Below are 23,257 nucleotides of genomic sequence, written 5' to 3'. Positions count from 1 at the left end.
TCATTATCGTAGGTCTACGACATGGCGCAGGATATCGGCTTGATGGATATCAAGGGTGGGAAACGCGTCCGAACATCGACATACCGGGCGGGCCCCTCGCGCAAGAGGCGCTCCGCCCGGTATCTCTGCCTTACATCTTCACCCGCGCCCCTACGAACAGGAAGCGGCCCACCGCCGTGGTGGGATAGATGGTCTGACCATAGTCCGGCTGCTGATCAAACAGGTTGCTGACACCGCCATAGAACTGGAACTGTTCGGTGGCGTTGACGCTGGCATAGATGTTATGCACCCAGCGCGGCTTGATGTAGTAGTATTGCGCCGCCACGAAGTCCGGGCTGCTGCCCGAGGTTTCACGGGTGTAGCGCAGCGTCTTGTCGAACCATTGCAGACCATAATTCAGGGTCAGCACGCCCTTGGTCCAAGAGAGGTTCGACGTCACCTGATATTTTGGCGCATAGTTGGCGGACGTACCGCGATAGTCGGTCGGGGGGGCGCCCGGCACGCCGACAAACAGCAGCTTGTCGAGATAGTTGCCGTTCACCTGCAGGTTGAACTGCCCCAGATTGGCGGTCGGCAAACGCCAGTTCAGGTTGAGGTCCAGGCCGGCGGTCTGGAACGAGGCGACATTCTGGGGCGCCACGCTGAAGCCGATGACGTTGCCCGCCTGGGTGACGCCGGTGCCCGCACCATTTTGCCGCGTGATCGCGCCGCAGAACGGGTTGTCGAGCGTCGGCGAGTCGACGCACAGCTGGGCCAGCTGGATCGGCGAGACCGTGTTGATCGCGTTCTTCAGGCGGATGTCATACCAGTCGGCCGAGACCGACAGCCCCGGCAGGAAGCGCGGCGCCAAGACGAGACCGGCAGTCCAGGTATTGGCCTCTTCCTCCCGCAGCAGCGGATTGCCGCCCGACGTACCGGCGATATTGATCGACCGGTTGTCGTTATAGGTGGCCGGATTGGCGCCCAGGCTCTGGAGCAGCGTCCGGCAGTTGGCGGCGCGATACTGGCTGCCATTGCCGGTATTGGCCGGAATGCAGGGGTCTTCGGTGAAGAAGGAGTAGGTCTGCGACCGGCCGCCGAACAGCTCGCCGATATTGGGCGCGCGGATCGCCACCGAATAGGTGCCTCGGAAGGTGATGTCCTGGATCGGCGAATACATGCCGTCGACCTTCCACGTCGTCGCGCGACCGATCGTCGAGTAATCCGAAAGACGGATCGCCGCCCCCAGCTCCAGGTTATGCACGAAGGGTATGTTCTTGGCGATCGGGGCGTTCAGCTCGGCGAACACCTCCTTCACGTCAAACGCGCCACGCGTCGGGCTGAGCGCGTTGGTGAAGGTCAGGCCCTGCTGCTCGATGGGATCGGGCGTGAAGCGGCTGATCTCCTTGCGATATTCCGCACCGAACGCATAAGCGAGCGGACCGCCGGGCAGCTCGAAGAAGCGGCTGAAATCGCCGCTGACCGAAGCGGACACGACATGCTGCTCGATGCTCGACCGGTCGGTGGTCGGCGCCAGGATGAAGGCGATCCCCGCCGGATCAGACAGCCCCTCGCCCAGGATGTTGATCGGACGGCACTGGCCCGGCTGGAACGTGGTGCGCGGCAACACGGTGCGCCCGCTCGAATAAGGCTGGTTCGGCGTCCAGTTGGGATCGAGATTGGCGCGGCAGGTGATCTGCCCGGTCGCCGGGTCCCGCACCGCGTCGAGCGCGGCGAAGAAGCGATCCGAATAGATGTCGTTGGTGTAGCGGCTGCGCACATCGGTCCGCCCGAAGACATAGGACACTTCGTAATGCGTCTTGTCCTCCAGGTCGCCGCGCAGGCCGATGACGGTGCGATAGGTGTCGCGCTTGATGCTCTCGCCACGCTGACCGTTGCCGTTCAAGCCCAGGTCGAAATTGTCGCGGTTGACCAGCGCGCCGCCGATCGCCGGATCGATCGCCGAGCGGATATTGGCGGGCAGATACGGATTATCCGCCTGGATCAGCAGGTTGTAGTCGAAGGTCGGCTGACCCAGCGAATAGGACTTGGTCGTCGCATATTTCGCCTCGGCAAACACGGTGACCGTGTCGCTGACGTCGTAATGGCCCAGGAGATTGGCGATATGACGTTCGATCTGCGGCTGAAGATCGTTCAGATAGCGCGATACCGGCGTGCTGGAGCCGCCGACCGCATAGCCGCCGGGATAGGCGGTGCCATTGTCATAGACCGCACCGGTGCCGGTGAAATCGGGCACGCCGTCACCATCGACATCCACCGCACCGTCGGGCGAGGTGCCATAATAGCGCGCATCGGTGATCGGAATGCGCGCGGGCACGGTGCCGTTGGGATTACGGGTGAAGACCGGGAAGGCATATTGCCCATATTGCGGGCGCTGCTTGGCCTGCAGCCGGTCTTCCATCGAATATTGATAGGCCGCGGCGATGTTGCCGCGTCCATCCGCCAGGTTGCGACCCGCCGTGACCGCGACCAGCCGCTGACCCGAGTCCCCCCGGTCCGAAATGCCGGTCTGTCCGCGAACGCTCAGCCCGTCGAAATTCTGCTTCAGGCGGAAATTGACCACGCCCGACACGCCATCGGCGCCATAGATCGCCGATGCGCCGCCGGTCAGGATATCGACGCCCTCGATCAGATCGGTCGGGATCGTGTTGATGTCGACCGACTGCTCGCCGGGAATGCCCGAGACGTGACGGCGCCCATCGACCAGCACGAGCGTCCGCTGACGGCCCAGATTACGCAGGTCGAGCGTGTTGAGGCCGGTCTCACCGATGCCTGCGCGGCTGCCCGAATAATTGGCCGAGCTGCCCGATCCGACGAGCGCGGGATAGGCGCGCAGGAAGTCGGTCACATTGGTCGTGCCCTGCGCCTCGAACGTCTTCTGGTCGAGCGAGACGATCGGGCTGGGGGTGGAGAAGTCCTGGCGACGGATGCGCGATCCGGTTACCACGACTTCGCTGCCCTGCGACGCACCGGACTGGGCGGTGTCGGACGCGTCCTGCGCCGCGCCGGTCGCCTGGCTGCCACCGGGCAGGTTCGCATCGGCCTGCGACGGGGGGGGCGCGGTGTCCTGCGCCTGGGCCGCGCTCGACAGGCTCGCAATCGCAACGGCCATCGCCGCCACGCCGGAGGCCAATGATATCCGCTTCATGTCAACTCCCTGATACGCTTGTTCATTAAGTTGACCAAAAACCGTCATCCGTGCAGATCACAACCCCATCAAAGACTTAGGCCGAAAATTGATCGAAACCGTGACATTTCTGGCACGATTTCTGACACTGCTTTCACCCGATCGGTTCACAAAGCGGTCCGGCCGTCAGAAGCCCAGCCGATTATGCGCCATCACCGCCGCCATTCGGGAATCGCGGCGCATGCGCATGGCGGCGGCGAAAAGCCGGGGTGTATTCTGGGCGAACCATTCGCGCTGCGGCCGCCAGTCGATCATCACCGCCGCATAGCAATCCAGCGCCGATGGCTGCTCACCCAGCAGATAGGGGCCGACGACCTGATCCTCCAGCCAATGATAGAGGCGCTCGCGATGGGCGTTGGTGGCGGCGCGAAGTTCGTCCGGCGCCGAAGCGGCCCAGCGCTCCGGGTAATCGCCATAGGTGAAGGTCGGATAGACGTTCGCCACGATCCAGATCAGCAAACGCAGGAAGTGGGGATGCTCGGTCGTCCCCGATGGCGGCGCCAGCCCCGCATGCCGATCCGCCAGCCACAGCGCGATCGCGGCGGTTTCGGTCAGTACGTCGCCATCGTCCAGCACCAGCGCGGGCACTTGCCGCAACGGGTTGACCGCCGCGAGTCTATCCTGTGCTTCGCCTGGACGATCGAACCCGTCCACATCGACGAAATCATAGGGCTCGCCGACCAGTGCGAGCATCGCCTCGACGATCGCCGAGCCCCAGCCCGGCACTCCGTATAGCTTCATCGCTCTCCCCTGTCCGCCGCAGAAACGCTCGGCGTTTCGACCCGGCCTCGAACCAATATGTCGCAGCACCATAGCCGGAGCGATCGGATCGGAGACTATCTATATGAAAGACTTACAAACTCAGCGAATTTCGCAGGAGAATGGCGCATTTCGCCCACCCAGCCTTACAATATACCATATAACGTTGTACCCTGATCGGATCGAGTTGTGGTTGATCAGGGTCGGGATATTGGACAACGCGAAACGGTATCGGCTTCCCCCTGCCCTTATGGGTCTGGCGAACCTGACTTTCGGCCTGTTCGGTGCCCTGTGTCTGATGACCGTGCCGCAGCGATTGGCGGCGGCTGGCGTGTCGCAGCTGTTCATTTCATCGATCACCGCTTTCGCCTTGATCCCGACCTTTGCCGGTTTCCTGTTTGCGCCGATCCTGGATGTCCGCTTCGATCGGCGAACCTATGCGGTCGTCTTCGGTATGGCGACTGCCTGTCTGGGCGTTGTGGCACTCACCCATCTGGATCGCCTGGAATGGCTGGCGCCTCTCCTTTTCCTCGGCTTTCTGAGCGCCAACCTCTATTATAACGCGCTGGGCGGCTGGCTCGGATCGGTCGTGCCGCATGAGCAGGCTGGGCGACTGGCCGCGGGATTCACGGCGGGCAATGTCGCCGGGTTCGGGATCGGCGCCATCCTGTTCATCCTGTTCCTGCACCACCTGCCCGGCCTTCCCGGCGCGCTGGCCTGCGGGGCCTTGATCCTCGTCCCGTTGCTGCTGCTGCCGTTCATTCCCACCGCCCCGGTTGAACGGCGGGGCGCGAAGGAGAGCTTTCATACACTGGGCCGCGACCTGCTCGCCTTGTTGCGCAGCCGGGTCGTGCTGCGCACCCTGTTCCTCTTCTGCCTGCCCGCATCTTCCTTCGCGTTGACCAACACGCTGGGGGGCCTGGGCGCACGGTTCGGCGCGTCGGAGACGTTCGTCGCGGCCATGGCGGGGCTGGGCGTGACGGCGGCCGGGATCGTCGGCACCCTGTTCGTACCGGCACTGGTCAAGCGGATCGAGCCGCTGATCCTCTATCTGGCGATCGGGACGCTGGGGGCCTGTTTCACCCTGTCGCTGATCGGGCTGCCGCGTACGCCGATGACCTTCGCGCTGGCGCTGTTCGGCCAGAACATCTTCCAGGCGGTGGCCTTCGCGGTCGAAAGCACGATCGTCTTCCGCACGATCGGCCAGGACAATCCGCTGGCCGCGACGCAATTCGCCTTTCTCCAGGCCGCCACCTGCCTGCCGATTTCCTATATGCAGGCGGTCGATGGGCAAGCCTTCGACCGGGGCGGGCTGGACCTGATGCTGGCGACCGACGCGGCGGCATCGCTTGCCGCCTGTGCGGTCATCGCCCTCGCCACGCTGCTCTGGGTCCGCCACCGGCGTCGGCAAGCCATCACCCCCCTGACCGAAGGAGGCCTCGCATGACGGGCACGCCGGACATCCGCTCCATCCCCCTCGGCGACGGCCATGCGGTCGTTGGTTATTCTTATGGCGAGGGGCCGGAGGTCGTCATGCTGGCCAATGGCGGGCCGGGCCTGCCCAGCCTGTATCTCCGAGCCCCCCATGCCCGTCTGGTCGCGGCGGGATACCGCGTCATCACCTGGGACCAACTGGGCTGCGGCGCCTCCGATCGGCCGCAGGACACAAAGCTATGGACGCTGGCACGCTACGTCGATGAGGCCGATATCGTGCGCGCCGCCTTCGAGGTCGAGAAGGTCCACTTCCTCGGCCATAGCTGGGGCACTTGGCTCGGCACCGAATATGCACTGACCCATCCCGACCGGCTCGCCAGCCTGATCCTGGCCGATGGCGCCTGCGACATCCCGCATCTGGTCGAGGAACTGAAGCGGCTGAAGCTGGGCCTGGGTCATGAAACGGTGACGATGATGGCCGCGCACGAAGCCGCCGGGACCATGGATCACCCCGAATATCAGGCGGCGATCACCATCCTGAACTATCGCCATGTCTGCCGCCTGAAAGAATGGCCGGAGCCGTTGACGCAGGCGCTCGCCGACTGGAATATGGGGCCCTATCATACGATGCAGGGGCCCAATGAGTTCACCTTCACCGGCAACATGACCGACTGGAACCGTATCCCCGCCATGCACCGGATCACCGCGCCCGCGCTGGTCCTGACCGGCGCGCATGACGAACTGACCCCGGCCTGTTCGGAGAAGATGCACCGCGCCATGCCGAACTCGCGCATCCATGTCTTCCCCAACAGTTCGCACATGCCCTTCTATGAAGAGCCGGAGGCCTATTTCGCGGTCCTGACCGGCTTTCTCGACCATGTGACGGGCCGGCGCTGACCCGATGCAAATGGCGATAGATTTGGGCGGCACACGCTATCGCTTTCGGGATATTGCCGCGCTGCTCGCCGCCGCCTCGCCGCTACGCTCGGGCGATGTGCTGGCGGGCATCGCGGCGGACCATGCGACCGAGCGGGTGGCGGCGCGTCATATCCTGGCCGACCTGCCGCTCCGCGAAATCCTGAACCATCCGGTCATCCCCTATGAACAGGACGAGGTGACGCGGCTGATCGTCGACCGCCATGATGCGGTCGCTTTCGCTCGGATCGCCCATCTGACCGTCGGTGGCTTTCGCGAATGGCTGTTGTCCGACGAGACGGACGGCGACGCGATCGCGGCCGTCTCGCCCGGCATCACCCCCGAAATGGCGGCGGCGGTGTCGAAGCTGTGCCGCAACCAGGATCTGATCGCAATCGCCGCCAAGATCCGCGTCGTCACCCGGTTTCGCAGCACCATGGGCCAGCCGGGCACGCTGGGCGTGCGGTTGCAGCCCAATCATCCGACCGACGACCCCGCCGGGATTGCCGCCTCGACGCTCGACGGGCTGTTGATGGGCTGCGGCGATGCGATGATCGGCATCAATCCGGCCCGTGACAATCTGGCGGGTACGATCGAACTGCTGCACCTGCTCGACGGCTTGCGCGAACGCTATGCCATCCCGACGCAAAGCTGCGTCCTGGCCCATGTCACGACCAGCATCGCCGCGATCGAACGCGGCGCGCCGGTCGACCTGGTCTTCCAGTCGATCGCCGGGTCCGAGGCGGCCAATGCGGGTTTCGGCATCACCCTGTCGCTGCTGGCCGAAGCCCGCGACGCCGCCGCATCGCTGAAACGCGGCACGATCGGACAGCAATGCCTGTATTTCGAAACGGGACAGGGCTCGGCGCTGTCGGCGAACGCGCATCACGGGGTCGACCAACAGACGATGGAGGTCCGCGCCTATGCGGTGGCCCGCGCCTTCGATCCGTTCCTGGTCAACAGCGTCGTCGGCTTTATCGGGCCCGAATATCTCTATGACGGCAAGCAGATCATCCGCGCCGGGCTGGAGGATCATTGCTGCGGCAAGCTGCTCGGCCTGCCGATGGGGGTGGATGTCTGCTACACCAACCACGCCGATGCGGACCAGGACGATATGGACAATCTCCTGACGCTATTGGGGGTTGCGGGGGTGAATTTCGTGATGGGGGTGCCCGGATCGGACGACATCATGCTCCATTATCAATCGACCAGTTTCCACGACGCACTATATATCCGCCATCTGCTGGGTCGGCGGCCCGCCCCGGAATTCGCGGCTTGGTTGCAGGCGATGGGGCTGGCGGACGAGGATGACGCGCCCCGGCCAAGAACGCTGGAAGACGGCGCACGCCTCCTCTCCCTGCCCAAACCGGGAGGGGGCTGACGATGGCGGGCGAGCAGGACCGGCGTGATCCCGTCGCCTGGCTGCGCGCTGCGACCCAGGCGCGGATCGGACTGGAACGTGCGGGGCACGCACTGCCCACGCGGCCGATGCTGGCGTTCCAGTGGGACCATGCCCGCGCCCGCGATGCGGTGCACGGCGCGATCGACCCGGATCGGATCGCCGCCGCGCTTTCCCAGCCGCCGATCGTCGTGAACAGCCAGGCGACCGACCGCACTCGGTATCTGACCCGCCCCGATCTGGGGCGGCGACTGGATGCTGAGTCCAAGGCGGTTCTGAAGCGCCACGAAAGCGGCTTCGACCTGGCGATCGTCCTGGCGGACGGGTTGTCGGCCGCCGCCGTCCAGGCGCACGGCGCGGCGATGGTCGAGCTGATCGGGCAGGCACTGCCGGATTGGCGCATCGCACCGCCCATCATCGCGCGACAGGCGCGGGTGGCGCTGGGGGACGAGGTCGGGGAGGCGCTCGGCGCGGCGATGGTGCTGGTATTGATCGGCGAGCGGCCGGGCCTCAGTTCGCCCGACAGCCTGGGCGCCTATCTGACCGCATCGCCCCGCGTCGGGCGGCGCGACAGCGAACGCAACTGCATCTCCAATATCCGACCGCCACATGGTCTATCCTATCGCGCGGCGGCCGATACGATCCTCTGGCTGATGCGGCAGGTCCGCCTGGGCCATGCGACCGGCGTCTCGCTGAAGGACCTGCGCGACGATCACGCGTCGCCCGTCATCGAGGGATAGGCTCAACGTCCCCGACCTCAACGCGGATCGGGGCGAGGCGCCAGGACCGAAGACTGGGGCGGTTCCTCGTCCAGCAGATGGCGCGTGAAATAATCCCGGAACTTGCGCCAGAAGAACGGCTGATAGACCGAGTGGCGCGTGTTGGGCAGGATGACGAGATCGACGTCGCGCCCCGCATCGATGATCGCCTTGGCCAGACGCAGGCTTTCGGTCACCGGCACATTGTCGTCGATATCGCCGTGGACCAGCAGCAGCTTGCCCCGCAACTGCCCCGCCACGGTCATGTTGGAATTACGCTCCCAAGTGGCGGCATCGGCATTGCCCATCGACGCCTCGGGCCACCACGCCTTGTCGAGCCGCAGGTCGTGATTGCCCGACCAGGCGAGCCCCACCTTGAAGAATGCCGGCCGCCGCAACATGAAGCGCGCCGCGTCATAGCCGCCCGCCGACCCGCCATAGACTCCGACCCGGTTGGCATCGATCGCGGGATAGCGCGCCGCCATCTGGCGGATCATCGCGATATGATCGTCCAGCCCCACCTCGCCCAGATTCTGGTAAGAGGGCGCGCGGAACGCCTTGCCCCGGCGCGAGGTGCCGCGCCCGTCGATCATCACCACGACCGCGCCGATCTGCGCCACGCTGGAGGAACTGGCCGAGATGATGTCGCGCCAGCCGACCGGCACCTGCGTCGTGGTCGGGCCGGTATAGACATTGTCGATCACCGGATATCGCTGGTGCGGATCGAAGCCGATCGGGCGATAGATCATCGCGCGCAGCGGCGTGTGGCCGTCCGCCGCGACGCCGTAGAACGGCTCGGGCATCGGATAGCCGATCGCCCGCAGCGCATTATCGTCCGCCGCGCCCAGCTCCGCCACGATCCGGCCATCGCTGGCGTCGCGCAGGACGGTGCGGGTCGGATGCGCGGCATCGGACATGGCATCGACGAACCAGCGCCCGTCGTCCGACACCGTCACCGCATGATCAAGCGGCTCGGGTGTCAGCAGCCGGGGAGCCGCCCCATCCATCGTGACCCGGTACAGCGCCCGGTCATAGCGATCGCGATCCGCCTCCCGCCCGACGCCGGTCACCAGGATCGTCCGCGAGGGCGCGTCGATATGCTCGATCCCCGTCACCTCCCAATCGCCACGGGTCAGCGGATAGCCCTGATCCGGCTGGTCGGGACGAACGAGATAGAGCTGCGCCCAGCCGCTGCGTTCCGACACGTCCAGTTCGCCGCCCAGCGCCGGGGCGGCCCGAAAGAAGCTGGAGGTCACGAAGACCAGCGGATCGCCCTTTTCGCGCGCCACCACCTGCGCGGCACCGGTCGTCGGGTCGGCGCTGTAGACCCGCAATTCGCCATAGCCGCGCTGGGTCCATACCGAACGGACCCGGTCCCCCTCCCAGTTGAAATCCGGGTCCTGGGGATAGAGGATCGCCTCACTCGGGATGTCGAGGAACACCGGCTTGGCGCGACGTTGCCGCACCGCCTGCTCGACATCGATCACCAGTTGCTGCGCCTGGGGCAGCTTCGCGCCGCCCGCCAGCGGATAGATATAATGGAAGGATCGCGGATAGAGGCTGCCCGGCGGGTTGGCCTGGGTGATCGACAGACGCGGCACGTCGCGCGTGTCGAGCCGCCAGGTCGCGATCCGGCGGCTTTCGGGGGACCATTTGACCGAGACCGGCATGGGCGGCTCTTCGCTGCCCGCCTTCAGGATATCGGGGAGCAGGGCGATCCCGCGCCCATAGGGCTGGTCGCGGGTGCCGTCGCTGGTCAGCCGGACCTCGCGCCCCGATTTCCGCTCGCGCGCATAGAGGTCATAGCCATGCGCGACCACCTCGAACCGGCCATCGGGCGAGACGACGCCCTCCCCGTCCGGCGGGCCCTTGGCAGCTTCGTTAAGCGTGCCGTCCGAGGTCAGTGTCCAGCGACGATCCAGATCGGTGAAGCTGAGCGCCCCCGTCGCGCCGTCGACGCTTGGCTGTTCGATCGCCAGGGCCAGCGGATCGACCGGCTTCCCGACCTTGGCCGCCAGCAGCGTGGCCAGCTTCGCCTCATCGATAAGGTCGCGCCGGGCGTGGCTGGCCAGGTCGAGATAATGGATCATGCGGCGGCCCTGAATGCCGGTGCGGTAGAGCAGCCCGCCATCGCCCTGGGTGAACACCGGCGCCAGCGAAGCATTGGCAAGCAGGCTCGGGAGCTGCGGCCATAGCAGCCGATCGGCGCGGGCATAGCGCTCGGCGATCGGCACGGCCGTCAAGGGCATGGGCGCAGCCTGCTGCCCGGAGGCCGATCGGCTTTGCGACCAGGCGGGCCCGGCGGGCAGCCCCAACGATAGCGTCAGCCATACCCCCAGCGAGCGTGTGGCATAGGCCTTCTTCCACTGTGGCATAAACGTAACGCAGCCCCCTTTTCGCCCGTAGATCCCTTGACACTAACCGGCGACTATATTTTGTATACGAAATACATAGAGTGGGGGCAAGGGACATGATTGAACGAAAGAAGGCGATTCGCGCTGGCTTGATGTTGGGATGCGCCTGTTTTGCACAGCAATTGTGCGCACAGACGGAGAAGCGTGCCACGGCCGACACACAGGCAAAGGCGCAAAGCGACGATGACGGCAGCAGCGGCGAGGTGCTGGTGACCGGGTCGCGCATCCGCCGCGATGCCAAGGACAATCCCGCCCCCGTCGCGGTCGTCACCGCCGCCGAAATCCGCTCGGTCGGGTCGCAGCAGATCACCGACGTCGTCAACCAGCTCCCGGCGCTGGCCATTACCCAGACCAACCAGACCAGCAATCTGGCGGGCAATGCAGGCATCAACGCGCTCGACCTGCGCGGCATGGGGACGCAGCGTACCCTGGTGCTGATCGACGGCCATCGTCAGGTGCCCGCCATCCCCGGCACCTCGGCCGTGGACCTCAGCAATATCCCCTCCAGCCTGGTCGAGCGGGTCGAGGTCGTAACCGGCGGCGCCTCGGCGCTCTACGGCGCGGACGCGGTGGCGGGTGTCGCCAACTTCATCCTCAAGAAGAATTATCAGGGGCTGGAATCGAACGTCCGCTACAATGCCTCGACCCGCAACGATATGAACCAGTACGGCTTCGACCTGCTGGCGGGCACCAATTTCGCCGACGGTCGTGGTAACGTCACCTTCTACGGCTTTTACGACAACCAGCCGAAGGGGATCAACGGCGCGGACCGCCCTTGGACGGCGCAGGGCTATCCCTATTACGGCAAGACCAAGAGCGCGTCGAAATACACGATTTATGACGGCAACTATAACATCTACTCGTCCAACTCGGCGCAGTTGATCCTGAACAAACAGCTTTACGCCGTCGCCGCCAATGGCGCGCTGCGCGCACCCATATTGGGGCCGCAGGGCTTCCTGAACCCCGGCGAAGTCAACATGGCCAATACCAGCGAGGCGCTGGGCACGCTGCTGGCGGGGGACGGCAGCGAATATCATGGCCGCTATGACGGCTGGCTGCTGTCCGTCCCGTCGGAGCGCTTCTCGACCCGCCTCGCCAGCCATTACGACTTCAGCGAGGCGTTCAAGCTGTTCGGCAATGTCAGCTTCGCACGCAACTTCTCGACCGCCGCCTATGCGCCGCTGACCGCCTTCGGCTATGACGCGGTTCCCGCCGACAGTCCCTATATCACGTCGCAGATGGTCGCGGCGGCGGGCGGCAAGGTGCCGGACGGCGGCATCAACTTCGCCCGGCGCGTCATGGAAGTCGGCACCCCCGAGACCCAGTATCGCCGCAAGACCGTCCAGGCGGTGATCGGGGCGGAGGGCGATTTCCGCCTGCTGGCGCATAACTGGAACTATACCGCTTATTATACCTATGGCCGCTCCGAGCAGCAGGTGCGCGACTTCAATGCAACCTCCTATGCCCGCTGGTACAAGGGGCTGGATTCGACGACCGATGCCAGCGGCAATCCGATCTGCCGCAGCACGCTGACCAGCCCCAATGACGGGTGCGTGCCGATCAACCCGTTCGTCACGCTGACCCAGCCGATGATCAACTATATCCAGTACACGTCGAGCTGGGCGAAGTCGGCGATGACCCAGCAGGTCGCCTCCGGCTATATCTCGGGCGGGCTGTTCAACCTGCCCGGCGGTGCGGTGCAGGCGGTGATCGGTGCCGAATATCGCAAGGAGCGCAACGATATCGGCGTGTCCGCCGAATATAACGCCGACAGCCCGCGCTACGACCCGACGCTGGGCGTGACCCAGATGCCGCTGATCGGTAATTACAACGTCAAGGAAGTCTATGGCGAAGTCCATGCGCCGATCCTCCGCTCGACCCCGTTCTTCGACAGCCTGTCGATCGACGGCGCGGTGCGCTTGTCGGATTACAGCACGGCCGGTCGCACCACGACCTGGAAGGTCGGGGGCGAATGGGCGCCGATCCGCGACATCCGTTTCCGCGCAACCTATGGCCAGGCGGTCCGTGCGCCCAATATCGGCGAGTTGTTCACCGCCAGCAGCATCGGCGGCATGTGGGTGACCGACCCCTGCAACGCCTATAACCTCACCAACCGTATCACCCGGACGCAATATACCGCGGCCAATTGCAAGGCGATCAATCCGACCGATCTGGCCAACTACTGGATCTATCGCGACATCATCTCGAAGGGCAATCTGGCGCTGAAGCCCGAAACCGCCCGGACGCTGACCGTCGGCACGGTGATCGAGCCGCGCTTCATCCCCGGCCTGTCGCTGACCGTCGACTATTATAACATCGACCTGCGCAACGCGATCGACGCGTTCGGCGCCCAGACCATCATCAACAAGTGCGTCGACCAGCCCAGCCTGACCAACGTCTTCTGCGCGCTGGTCACGCGCGACGCGGGCAACAACATCAAGTCGGTGGTCACCCAGAAGCTCAACCTGGCCCAATATCTGACGCGCGGGATCGACTTCGGCCTGAACTATGCCACCGATCTGGAGCGGCTGGGCTTGGGGGCGGGCGCGGGCAATCTGTCGATCAACGCCAATTACACCCGCCTGCTCAACCGCCGCTATACGCTGGACCCCAGCGATCCGGGCACGATCACCGAATATCGCGGCGTCTTCGGCAGCCCGACCTGGAAGGGCGTGATCCGCACCACCTATTCGCAGCCGAACTGGGGCACGACCTGGACGCTGCGCCACTTCTCGCCGATGAAGGCGGCGACCACGATCACCGCGGCAAAATATGATCCGGTGTTCACGCCGAACGTCTTCTACAACGACTTTTTCGGCTGGGTCCGCCTGACCAAGAATATCGAGCTGTCGGGCGGCCTCAACAATGCCTTCGACCGCAAGCCGCCGCGTATTCCGGGGGCCGAAGCGGGCGGCGCGAATTTCGAACTGAGCTATCAGGCCGGTGTCTATGACGTGATCGGCCGGACCTTCTTCGTCGGCCTGCGCTTCACGCGCTAAGCCTGCCGCTGCAACGGGGGGGGGTGTCGGTATCCGGCCGACACCCCCTCGCCCATGGCACCCGGTTGAACACTCAGGGCCCGTGCCTCGTTTACGAACGACATCGCGTACTGAACCGGAGCCGATCCCATTTTCAATCTTGTCTTCGCCGTCCCGACGCTGATCGTCCTGACGCGCTGGCTGTGGCCCCTGCCCCTACCGCTCTGGGCCAAGATCCCGGCTGGGCTGCTGATGCTCGCGGCATCGCAATTCCATCTGTGGAGCCGGTTCTCGTCGGGATCGGTCTTCGCGCCAGAGTTCCCGCGCCTGGTCGTGATCCTCTTCAACTGGGCGTTCGGCGCGCTGCTTCTGCTCGCTGTCCTGCAACTGATCGTCGATATGGGTGCGCTTCTGACGATGCTGGTTCGTCAACAGGTGATCCGTGAACCTGCCGCGCTTCGCTATGCGGTGGCGGGGCTGGCGGCTCTGCTCGCCGGGATCGGGGTCGCCAATGCGCTGCGTGTCCCGCCGGTCAGGGACGTGACGGTGGCCATCCGCGACCTGGCGCCATCCTTTGACGGCTATCAGATCGTGCAACTCACCGATCTGCATATCAGCCGCCTCTTCACCTCCGAATGGGCAAAGGCGGTCGCCGAGCGCACCAACGGTACCGGTGCCGACCTGATCGTCGTGACCGGGGACTTTATCGACGGGTCGGTCGAGATGCGCCGCGAGGACGTGGCGCCGTTGCGACAATTGCACGCACCGGACGGCATCTATGCCATTCCGGGGAACCACGAATATTTCTTCGATTACGGCGCATGGATACGGCATCTGTCGGACATGGGTTTGCGCATGCTGACAAATGCCCATGCCGTCATCGAGCGCGGCGGCAACCGGCTGGTCGTCGCGGGCGTGACCGACCTATCGGCCCCCAGCGTCGGGGAGGCAGGGCCCGACCTCGCCCAGGCGCTGAAAGGGGCGCCCGCCGACGCGCCGATCATCCTGCTCGACCATCAACCTCGCCAAGCCCGCGCCGCCGCCGCACGCGGTGTCGCACTTCAATTGTCCGGGCATACGCATGGCGGCATGCTCCTGGGGCTCGACCGGCTCGTCGCGCGCGGCAATGCCGGGTTCGTGTCGGGGCGATACGCGATCGGTGACATGACGCTCTATGTCAGCAACGGCACCGGCCTATGGCCGGGATTTGCGCTCCGGCTGGGCGTCCCGTCAGAGATCACGCTGTTCACATTGCGCCCGATGCCATAACGCCCGCGTGGCGAAGGGTTCACCAATTTGCCCCTTGCGGCAGCGCAAATGTCCGACATAATGGGCGGATAAGCGACAGTAAGACGGTCGGTGCGATGATCGTCGCATTCATGATCGTCGCACGGGGGAGAATTGGGATGAACGGCGCACCGCGTCCTCGGCATGCATGGCTGCTCGCCATGGCGAGTACGGCCTTGCTCGGGACGGTTCCTGCCCCCGATCCGCGTGTCGATGCCATCGTGCCGATCGACGGCACCGTGAAGGCGGCCCCCGCCGCCGCGCCCGCGCCCTCGGCCTATGTCTTCGTCTATTTTACCGGCAATACGATCGATGGCGAAAAGCTGCGCTTCGCCGTGTCCAAGGGCAACAACGCGTTGCAATGGCAGACGCTGAACGACGCGCAGCCGATCCTCGAGTCCAGCGAGGGCACGCGGGGGCTGCGCGACCCGTTCATCATGCGCTCGGCCGAGGGGGATCGCTTCTTCCTTCTCGCCACCGACCTGTCGACCGGCCGGACCGGTTGGGACGCGTCGACCAGTCAGGGCAGCCGCTATCTGGAAATCTGGGAGTCGACCGACCTCATCCACTGGGGCAAGCAGCGCCATATCCGCGTGAACCTGCCCAGCGCGGGCATGACCTGGGCACCCGAGGCGACCTATGATCCGACGATCGGCGCCTATGTCGTCTATTGGACCTCGACCCTCTACAAGGACGCGGCGCACAAGGTGGAGGACGGCAACGGTCCGCAGATACTCAGCGCCATCACCCGCGATTTCCGCAGCTTCACCACCCCCCAGCCATGGTTCAAGGCCGCCGACGTGCCCGGCGCCGTCAAGGCCAAGGGGATGATCGATGCGACGGTCCTGAAGGACGGCGACCGATATTATCGCTTCACCAAGATCAGCGACGCCAGCGGCTGTCCATCAAGCGATATCCTGGCGCAGGTGTCTCCCTCGCTTCGGGCGGATGGCGCGTCCGGCGCGTGGAAGATCATCGACCGCTGCATCGGCCGCCGCGCTGGCACGCCCGAAGTGGAAGGGCCGACCGCGTTCCGCGCCAATCCGGGCGATACCAGCGGATTTCGCTATTACCTGTGGGTCGATAATTATGGCGGTGTCGGCTATATCCCGCTTGGCACCAACTCGCTCGACGGCAAGATCGCGTGGACCTACCCGCGTGAGTTCAACCTGCCCAAATCGCCACGGCATGGCACCGTGATGGCGATCACCGCCGCCGAGCGCGACGCCCTTGTCGCGCATTGGAATCCCGCGCGCCCGGACGCCGCGACCATCGCCGATCGCTGGATCGTCCCACCGGTGCTGGTGTCGGGTACGCGCCTGCCTGTTCCGACCGGCCATGTCGCGACATGGCGCGCAGACGGCCGCGCCTTGCTCGACGGCATCCTCACCAGTCCCGGCAAGGGCGCGCGCATCATTCGCCTGGAGGGCATTCTCAAGCGGCCGGACGGCACGACCGTCACCAAGCGGTTCACCGTCAGGCTGCTGGACGCCTCCGCCCGCCAGCTCGAAGCCTATGCCCGCACGCCGACGACGACGCAGGAAGCGAACCAGCCGACCGTGGCACGTGGCGTCCATCTCGCGCTGACCGGTGCCGATGGTCGCATGAACCCGCTCAACGACAATTACGGCGTCGCCTTTGCACGCGGGGACTATGTCGGCATCGATCGTGTCGCCCTCCGAGGGGTTGCGGACCCGTTCCCCTTCTATTTTGCCGATGGCACGCTCGGCATCATCGCGACGCGGGTGGCCATGGATGGCACGCCCGACGCCGCCCCGACCGCGACGGTCGTCTTTCGCGGCGATCCCAAATCCCCGGATTTCACCGAGCTTGGCACGCTCGATCTCCACACGACTGACGGGGTGACGAAAGCGCGTGCCATCTGGGACAGCGCCGCTCACCGCTACATCGTGTCATGGGCCGATCGCGTGGGCCGACCGCGCTGGGCGACCGTGGCCGACCTTGCCCGCACGGAATGGCAGAAGACGCCCTTCTATCCCCAAACGGGAGGAAAACGACAGCGGATCATGTCCGGCGGCAATGTCGGCGACGTTCATTCGGGTGTCATCACCACCCCCGAGGTCGATACCCTGCCGATTGACGACGCCACGGCTACGGCCCTGAGGACCCGCTTCGGTCGGATCGTCAATAGGACGGCCACCATCGCCCCTCGAACCATCTCAGCCGGCCAGACCCGCGACCTGAAGGCGGCTCGCGTGACATTGGGCTATTCCGACGGCTCCACCGCCACCCGTGCGGTGGACTGGGACGCGAGTGACCTCGCGAGCCTGACCCGCCCCGGCCGCTATCTGATCCACGGCACGGTCCGCCAGCGCCCCTATCCACAGATATTCGCCTATAATCGCGCCGATCCCGACATCTATCGATGGGAGCATGACGGCCGCATACGCTATCTGTTCGTGGCCACCGACGACACCGACAACAACAATGTCGGCTCGCCACATCTGCCGCTTCGCATTGCCGACACCATTGCGGAGCTGGCCGATGATCAGGGCGGCCGCACCCGGGAGGTCGACCTGCTCAACCGGCGAACGCGCCACGATCGCACCGCCGAAGGGCGCATGATCGCCGGATGCTATTGGGCGCCGGAAATCCATGAGATCGGCGGGAAGCTGTCCATCCTCTTCGCGCCCTGCTTCAACCCGAAGGACGATCAATCCAGCGAGGGCGGCGCATGGTCCACCGTCCAGTCGCACATCATCCAACTGCGCGAGGGCGGCGACCCCGCCAATCCCGCCGACTGGTCAAAGCCCGCCGCCATCCGCAAGGCCGATGGCAGCCCGCTCGGCCGCGCGGACATGCCCGCCAATATCAGTCTCGACATGTCCTATTTCGAGGTCGGTGGTCAGGGCTATTATATCTGGTCCCAGCGCTACATCCCGACATCCGGTCCGCTGGGCGATCCGCTGACCTGGATCGCCAAGGTCGATCCCGCCCGACCCACACGGCTTGCCAGCCCGCCCGCCCCGATTATCGCCCCGCAAAACTCCGTCGAGGAGAATCTTGCCGAGGGGGCCTTCGCACTCGTCCACGACAAGCGGCTGACGCTCGTCTATTCCAGTTCGGGGGTCAGCCCGACCTATGTCGTCAACGGCATTTCCGCACCACTCGACGCCGACCTCACCCGGATCGACTCCTGGCGCAAATGGTCGGCCCCGCTGCAAAAGAGCGTGGCCATGCCCGAGGGTGACGAAGACTATCGGCGCTTCGAACAAGGGCCTGGCCACGGCGCCTTCACCACCGACGAGGACGGCAACCCGCTCTATGTCTATCACACCTGGGGCAATGGCGTAGGCGGAGACGGCCGCGACGCGCGCCTGCGCCGTGTCCACTGGGCCGCCGATGGTCGCCCGCTGCTGGATATGGCCCCCGACGAAGAAGTCGCGCCCGCCAACCGCCGCGTTTCCATGGAGGTCACGGTGCGGTGATCAACGAGACCTGGCGGATGACCGCGATCAATTGGCGGGAAGCTTGGTGCCGAGGAGGACCAGACGATCGCCCGTGATCCCGAACCAGTGCGGCACGCCTGCGGGCAGGAGCAACACGTCGCCGGGGCGAAGCGGGCGCGTCGTCCCGCCCTCGATCCGGTCGCCCTCGATCAGATCCGCGCGGCGGGTCACCGGCGCGATCAGCCTGCCGCCCGATATCAGCGTACCGGCACCTTCCAGCACCACGGCATATTCGGCCTCTGTCGGATGGACCGCTGGACGACCCGGCTTCCTCCAGATTTCGATGGCAGCGACGCGCGGTCCGTCGCGCAGCAGCGGCCGCCAGGCGAAGCCCTGGCCTGGCTTCATATCGGCCAGCATCGCGGCGATCTGCGCGCGAACCTCAGTCGCGCTCGCGACGTCGGTTTGGCCCGGAGGAGTGGATGCAGCCCCCGTCTGCGCCACCGCGCCGGTTGAGAACGTCACGCCAGCGAGCATGGCGATCGCAATTTTGTTGATCGAAATCCGCATCTTAACATCACCCCGTTGAGAGCGACGTTGTTGCATCGACAAGCGCGCGCGGCAACAGAGGGATCGGCACATCGTCATCAGGCAGGGCGACACCGTTCGTCAGCCGTGTGACGTCGCGTCCCCTGTCCGCCGCCAATCGCGATAGCCCATGATGGCGAGGCCGATCATCACCGCGTACAGCCCTGCGGTCGGCACGAGCCCCTTGAAGACGAACATCCCGACATAGACGATGTCGACCGCGATCCAGAGCAGCCAATTCTCGCGATGACGCCGCGCCGTCCAATATTGCGCGATCAGGCTGAAACTGCTGAGCGTCGCGTCCAGCCAGGGTAACGCCGCATCGGTATGCCGGCTGGTGAACCACCCGATCGCAAGCGCGCCAAGCGCCCCGACGACCAGACCCACGCCAGCGTGCAGCCGCGATAGCGGCATCACCACCACCGCCCCGGTGTCTTCCTTGTTGCGGCGCCAGACGATCCAGCCATAAAGGATGCCGATCCCGAAGACGGCCTGCAACGCCATGTCGGCATAGAGCCGCACGTCGAGGAACAGCTTGAAGTAGAGCGCGCAGGCGACGAGGTTCAGCGGCCAGCACAGCATATTCCGCCGCGCCGTCAGCCAGATCGCCAGGACGCTGATCGCGACCGCCGCGATCTCCAGCGGCGACATCACAGGCTTGCCCCGTCGCGAAGGCGGCCCAGGAAATCCTGCCCCGCCGCCGAGAAGAACCACGCCGCATGGCCGAGCAGATATCCCTCCCAGGCAAGCCGGGCCGCATCCAGATCACCGACCACGCCCGCGAAATAGGCGATTTCGGACAAGGCGAACTCGATATGCACCAGCGGCAACAGCCTGACGACCGCCTCCATCATGGCGCTATCCAACGGGCCCATCCTTTCATATCCCGCGATCAGTGACAGCGCCGCGTCGGGGTCCGCGATGCGATCATCCCGCCGCTCGCCCAGTTCCAGCCACGCAAAGGCGGTCCGCTCGATCGCCGTCGCCAGATCATGCGCCGCGCAGGTGCGATCGGCCAAGCCGAAATCGAACACGGTTTCGACCGTGCCGTTTCCGGCCCAGAGCAGGTTGGAGGGATGCCAGTCATTATGCGTCCACAAGGGCTTTTGCCGCGCAAGGAGACCGGAAAGCCCTTCGCCCGACGCCGCGAACAACGACGCCAACTGCCGCTGCCAAGGCCGTTTCTCCAGGAACGCCGCCAATGCCGGACGCGCATCGACATAGGCCTGGGCGGCGGCCATCGGATCGGCGGCAGGCAGGATGGTGAAGCTGGCAACCAAGGGCTGTACGGCCCGTGGCGGCGCGGCAAACCCCTGCGACGCGCGGTGCAACCGGGCAAGCGTACGCCCGGCTTCATACGCGTGTTCCTGGTGGCGGAACGGCGTCCAGGACGGCTGGTCGCGGTACAGGTCTTCCCCGGCCGACTGGCGATGGAGCTCATAGGTCCACGCCCCCAACGCCACCGCACTCGCCCCATGGCTCGTCCGCAGAACCTCTGCCACGGGCATCCCGGCACCCGCGAGATGCGCGATGAAGCCATGCTCTTCCGCCAGTCCCGCGACACTACGCACCCGGCGGTCATGGCGTTTCAGGAGGAGCGTACCGCCGGTCGTATCGATCAGCGTGGCGGCGGAAAAGGGCCGCGGCGAATGCCAGCGCAGCCCCTCGATCCGTTCGGCCTGCGTGAAGTGCGCCAGCACCGCCGCCGCTTCGTCGGGCGTGATCGCAGGCCAGGTAGGCGCCTCCATCGCCAGCCCCATGCCATGCACACGATGCTCCCCGCCGGACATGGTCATGCTCAGAATGCGCGCGACACGGTCGCGACGACGGCCGCGCCGCCACCGATATAATAGGCCGGCGCCCGCCCCGTAACGATCGTGCCGCCCCGCCCGATGGTATCGCGCGCATTGGTGGTAACGGACTGGACACCCGCCAGAATATGCGGATCGGTGACGTTGATCGCGTTGAGCCGCAGGTCCGTCCGCTTACCATCGAGCCAGTCCGCGAGGTGGACGCCGATCGCCAGGTCCAACGTGGCGTACCCCTTGATGCTCTCGTCATTCATGAAGGTCGCATATTGGCGGCCGACATATTTGCCCGCGATGCTGCCGAACAGGCGGCCATCGTCATAGGTGCTGCCAGCGCCGATCTGAAGCGTCGGGCTCGACACCGCCCGCTTGCCACGCGTCGGCAGAAAATCGTCGCCGACCGGCAGGTCATCGTCGATCCGCGCGCGCAGATATTCGCCCGAGACATAAACGCTGACGCCTCTGGCGGGACGATAGTCGATCTCGGCATCGACGCCGTAAGAACTCTGTCCCCCGGCATTCAGCGTCGAATTGACCAGCGCACCGCCATTCTCGACCACCGTCGCGAGCTGACGGTTGCGGAACGTATAGTGGAAGCCGGTGACCGACGCCGACAGATTGGGGCCGATATAGCGATAGCCCAGTTCCTGCGACACCGAATATTCGTTCTTCAGCGCGGCAGTCCCGCGTGTCGAAACCACGCCGCCATCATAGCTGTCATAGAGCGTGAACTCGTTGGGGGGCCGGAAATTGGTGGTGACATTGGCAAAGAGCTGCTGCCGGTCGTCGATCGCATAATGGATGGCGGCACGCGGCAGGGCGGTAAAGCTGTCACGGCGGACAGTGCTTTGCGGGCCCGGCAGGTAATTGCGGCCATGACGCAGCAGGTTGACGCCCTTGAAGCCGATATCCACCGTCAGGCGCGGGCTCAGGGTGATGCTGTCGGCCAGGAAGACGCCCTTCGTCACCGTGACGGTGCGCTGATTCTCATAAGCGAGCAGGCGGCCATCGGCGGTATGGATGGCCTTGCTACGATATCCCCATGGGTCGGCGGGACGCCCCTCGGCATCGACCGACGTATAGGTCTGGGTGACGCGGTCCGTACCATAATCGAACCACAGACCCGCCATGAGCCGGTGCCTGCCAGCCTGCAAGGTCAGCTTGCCGACATGGCCGACCCGCATCTGGTCGCCGGTATAGTTGCCGAGCACCGTCGCGACACCGTCCACGGCGCCCGGCAACGCGATCGGCTCGGCCAGTTCCTCATTGCCCAGGAAATTGCCGGTGGTCGCCAACTGGGTGCCATAGGGCGAATTGCCATAGCCGAATTGCAGATAGGTCGTGCTGTCCAGCGTCAGGCGATCGCCGAGCACCAGATGCACGGGGGCCGAGGCATAGAGGTTGCGGAACGGCGCGCGGTACAGCCGCCAGTAATTGGTGTTCCCCGGCGTGTAGCGCGCGTCATAGTTGAACCCGCGCCCCAGCGCCTGCCAGTCGGCCAGTGTCGGACTGGGATAGCTGGAGGAATTGGCATCATTATACGACAGGGCCAGACTGGCGCGGTTGCCGCCGTCCCATTCGCGCAGCAGCTTGGCATCGATATGCTGGCGCGTGTCATAACCTGCGCCGCGCCAATTGTCCGCGCGCGTATTTGAATAGGACAGGAACGCCTTCAGGCCGGTATCCCCGATCGTCCCGGTATCGACCCGGACGAAGACCCGGTGCAGGTCGTAGGAACCGACCGAAAGATCGGCGAGCAGCTGACGCGTCGTCTTGGGATCGTCCAGGGTCAGCGATAACAGGCCCCCCGCCCCCACCACCGTCGGTGCATCGATATCCACCGATCCCGGCGCGAGCGCGATCTTCCGCACATTGGCCGGATCGGCGAATTGCGAGGGATAGGCATAATAATAGCCGATATCGTTCTGCGGCGCGCCCTCCATCAGCACGCCAATCTCGTCCTGGCCCAGACCGCGCAGCGTCAGGCTCGAACTCGTCGACAGACCATAGGGATCGCTGGAGGCGACATTCGCGCCCGGCAACAGGTTGACGAGCTGAAACGCGTTGAGCGTCGGCGCCTGCTTGACGATGAAGTCGCTGGAGATCGCACTGACCGCATTGGGCGCGGTCTGATCGGGCAGCAGCCCTTCGGGATCGCGGTGACCGATCACGCGGATATCGGCCGAAGCTTCGGTGCCTTGCTGCGCCATCGCCTCGACGGGCAGCGCCAGCCATGCGGCGGACAGCAACAGAGCAGCATAGCGGATCAGCGTCTGATCGCGCGAAATCACAACCGGCATCGTCTTTACGTCCACTTCAC

At 65.2% G+C, this 23,257-nt stretch carries 14 protein-coding genes; 7 read left to right on the top strand and 7 right to left on the bottom strand.

What is annotated here, in order from left to right; translation table 11 throughout:
• Positions 1–130: 130 nt before the first annotated feature.
• Together U1H82_RS17265 and U1H82_RS17260 are read right to left on the bottom strand one after the other, a co-directional pair.
• Positions 131–3,148 (bottom strand): TonB-dependent receptor plug domain-containing protein, encoded by a 3,018-nt coding sequence (locus U1H82_RS17265; RefSeq protein ID WP_322966209.1) that lies wholly within the window; start codon positions 3,146–3,148, stop codon positions 131–133.
• 165 nt (positions 3,149–3,313) lie between these two features.
• Positions 3,314–3,928, bottom strand: coding sequence for a glutathione S-transferase family protein (locus U1H82_RS17260; protein ID WP_322966208.1), 615 nt, complete (start codon positions 3,926–3,928; stop codon positions 3,314–3,316).
• A gap of 268 nt (positions 3,929–4,196) precedes the next feature.
• On the opposite strand from U1H82_RS17260, the gene U1H82_RS17255 reads away from it, so the two are divergent.
• The 4 genes from U1H82_RS17255 to eutC are packed head-to-tail and all read left to right on the top strand — an operon-like array spanning position 4,197 to position 8,434.
• Positions 4,197–5,393 carry an MFS transporter gene (locus U1H82_RS17255; RefSeq protein ID WP_322966207.1) on the top strand — a complete coding sequence of 399 codons (1,197 nt, stop codon included), beginning with the start codon at positions 4,197–4,199 and terminating at the stop codon, positions 5,391–5,393.
• On the top strand, positions 5,390–6,277 hold the full coding sequence (locus U1H82_RS17250) for a proline iminopeptidase-family hydrolase (protein WP_322966206.1): 888 nt from the start codon (positions 5,390–5,392) through the stop codon (positions 6,275–6,277). The genes U1H82_RS17255 and U1H82_RS17250 overlap by 4 nt, the downstream gene beginning before the upstream one ends.
• Before the next feature lie 10 nt (positions 6,278–6,287).
• Complete coding sequence (locus U1H82_RS17245; RefSeq protein ID WP_322966204.1) at positions 6,288–7,676, top strand: ethanolamine ammonia-lyase subunit EutB; 1,389 nt, start codon at positions 6,288–6,290, stop codon at positions 7,674–7,676.
• Positions 7,677–7,678: 2 nt separating this feature from the next.
• Entirely contained in the window at positions 7,679–8,434 is a 756-nt protein-coding gene (eutC, locus tag U1H82_RS17240) for an ethanolamine ammonia-lyase subunit EutC (protein WP_322966203.1), read from the top strand.
• A 17-nt stretch (positions 8,435–8,451) separates the two neighbouring features.
• Here the strand turns inward: eutC and U1H82_RS17235 are convergent, their stop codons facing one another.
• On the bottom strand, positions 8,452–10,827 hold the full coding sequence (locus tag U1H82_RS17235) for a S9 family peptidase (RefSeq protein ID WP_322966202.1): 2,376 nt from the start codon (positions 10,825–10,827) through the stop codon (positions 8,452–8,454).
• A gap of 95 nt (positions 10,828–10,922) precedes the next feature.
• Here U1H82_RS17235 and U1H82_RS17230 point away from each other — a divergent pair, with 95 nt between their 5' ends.
• The 3 genes from U1H82_RS17230 (at position 10,923) to U1H82_RS17220 (ending at position 18,580) form a co-directional block, all read left to right on the top strand.
• Positions 10,923–13,865 (top strand): TonB-dependent receptor plug domain-containing protein, encoded by a 2,943-nt coding sequence (locus tag U1H82_RS17230; RefSeq protein ID WP_322966201.1) that lies wholly within the window; start codon positions 10,923–10,925, stop codon positions 13,863–13,865.
• A 231-nt stretch (positions 13,866–14,096) separates the two neighbouring features.
• Entirely contained in the window at positions 14,097–15,113 is a 1,017-nt protein-coding gene (locus U1H82_RS17225) for a metallophosphoesterase (RefSeq protein WP_322966200.1), read from the top strand.
• A 179-nt stretch (positions 15,114–15,292) separates the two neighbouring features.
• Complete coding sequence (locus U1H82_RS17220) at positions 15,293–18,580, top strand: family 43 glycosylhydrolase (RefSeq protein WP_322966199.1); 3,288 nt, start codon at positions 15,293–15,295, stop codon at positions 18,578–18,580.
• Positions 18,581–18,607: 27 nt separating this feature from the next.
• On the opposite strand, the gene U1H82_RS17215 is transcribed toward U1H82_RS17220, so the two are convergent.
• The 4 genes from U1H82_RS17215 to U1H82_RS17200 all read right to left on the bottom strand — a co-directional run bounded on the left by U1H82_RS17215 (position 18,608) and on the right by U1H82_RS17200 (position 23,237).
• Positions 18,608–19,111, bottom strand: a complete 504-nt coding sequence (locus tag U1H82_RS17215; RefSeq protein ID WP_322966198.1) for a cupin domain-containing protein — start codon at positions 19,109–19,111, stop codon at positions 18,608–18,610.
• 99 nt (positions 19,112–19,210) lie between these two features.
• Positions 19,211–19,780, bottom strand: a complete 570-nt coding sequence (gene pnuC / locus U1H82_RS17210) for a nicotinamide riboside transporter PnuC (protein ID WP_322966237.1) — start codon at positions 19,778–19,780, stop codon at positions 19,211–19,213.
• Positions 19,780–20,919 (bottom strand): phosphotransferase enzyme family protein, encoded by a 1,140-nt coding sequence (locus U1H82_RS17205; RefSeq protein ID WP_322966236.1) that lies wholly within the window; start codon positions 20,917–20,919, stop codon positions 19,780–19,782. Before U1H82_RS17205 ends, pnuC begins: the two co-directional genes overlap by 1 nt.
• A gap of 8 nt (positions 20,920–20,927) precedes the next feature.
• Positions 20,928–23,237, bottom strand: coding sequence for a TonB-dependent receptor (locus U1H82_RS17200; RefSeq protein ID WP_322966197.1), 2,310 nt, complete (start codon positions 23,235–23,237; stop codon positions 20,928–20,930).
• Positions 23,238–23,257: the final 20 nt, after the last annotated feature.

The sequence above is a fragment of the Sphingomonas fuzhouensis genome (assembly GCF_034659795.1).
Taxonomy (GTDB): Bacteria; Pseudomonadota; Alphaproteobacteria; order Sphingomonadales; family Sphingomonadaceae; genus Sphingomonas; species Sphingomonas fuzhouensis.
This window is presented reverse-complemented; position numbering and strand designations above follow the sequence as displayed.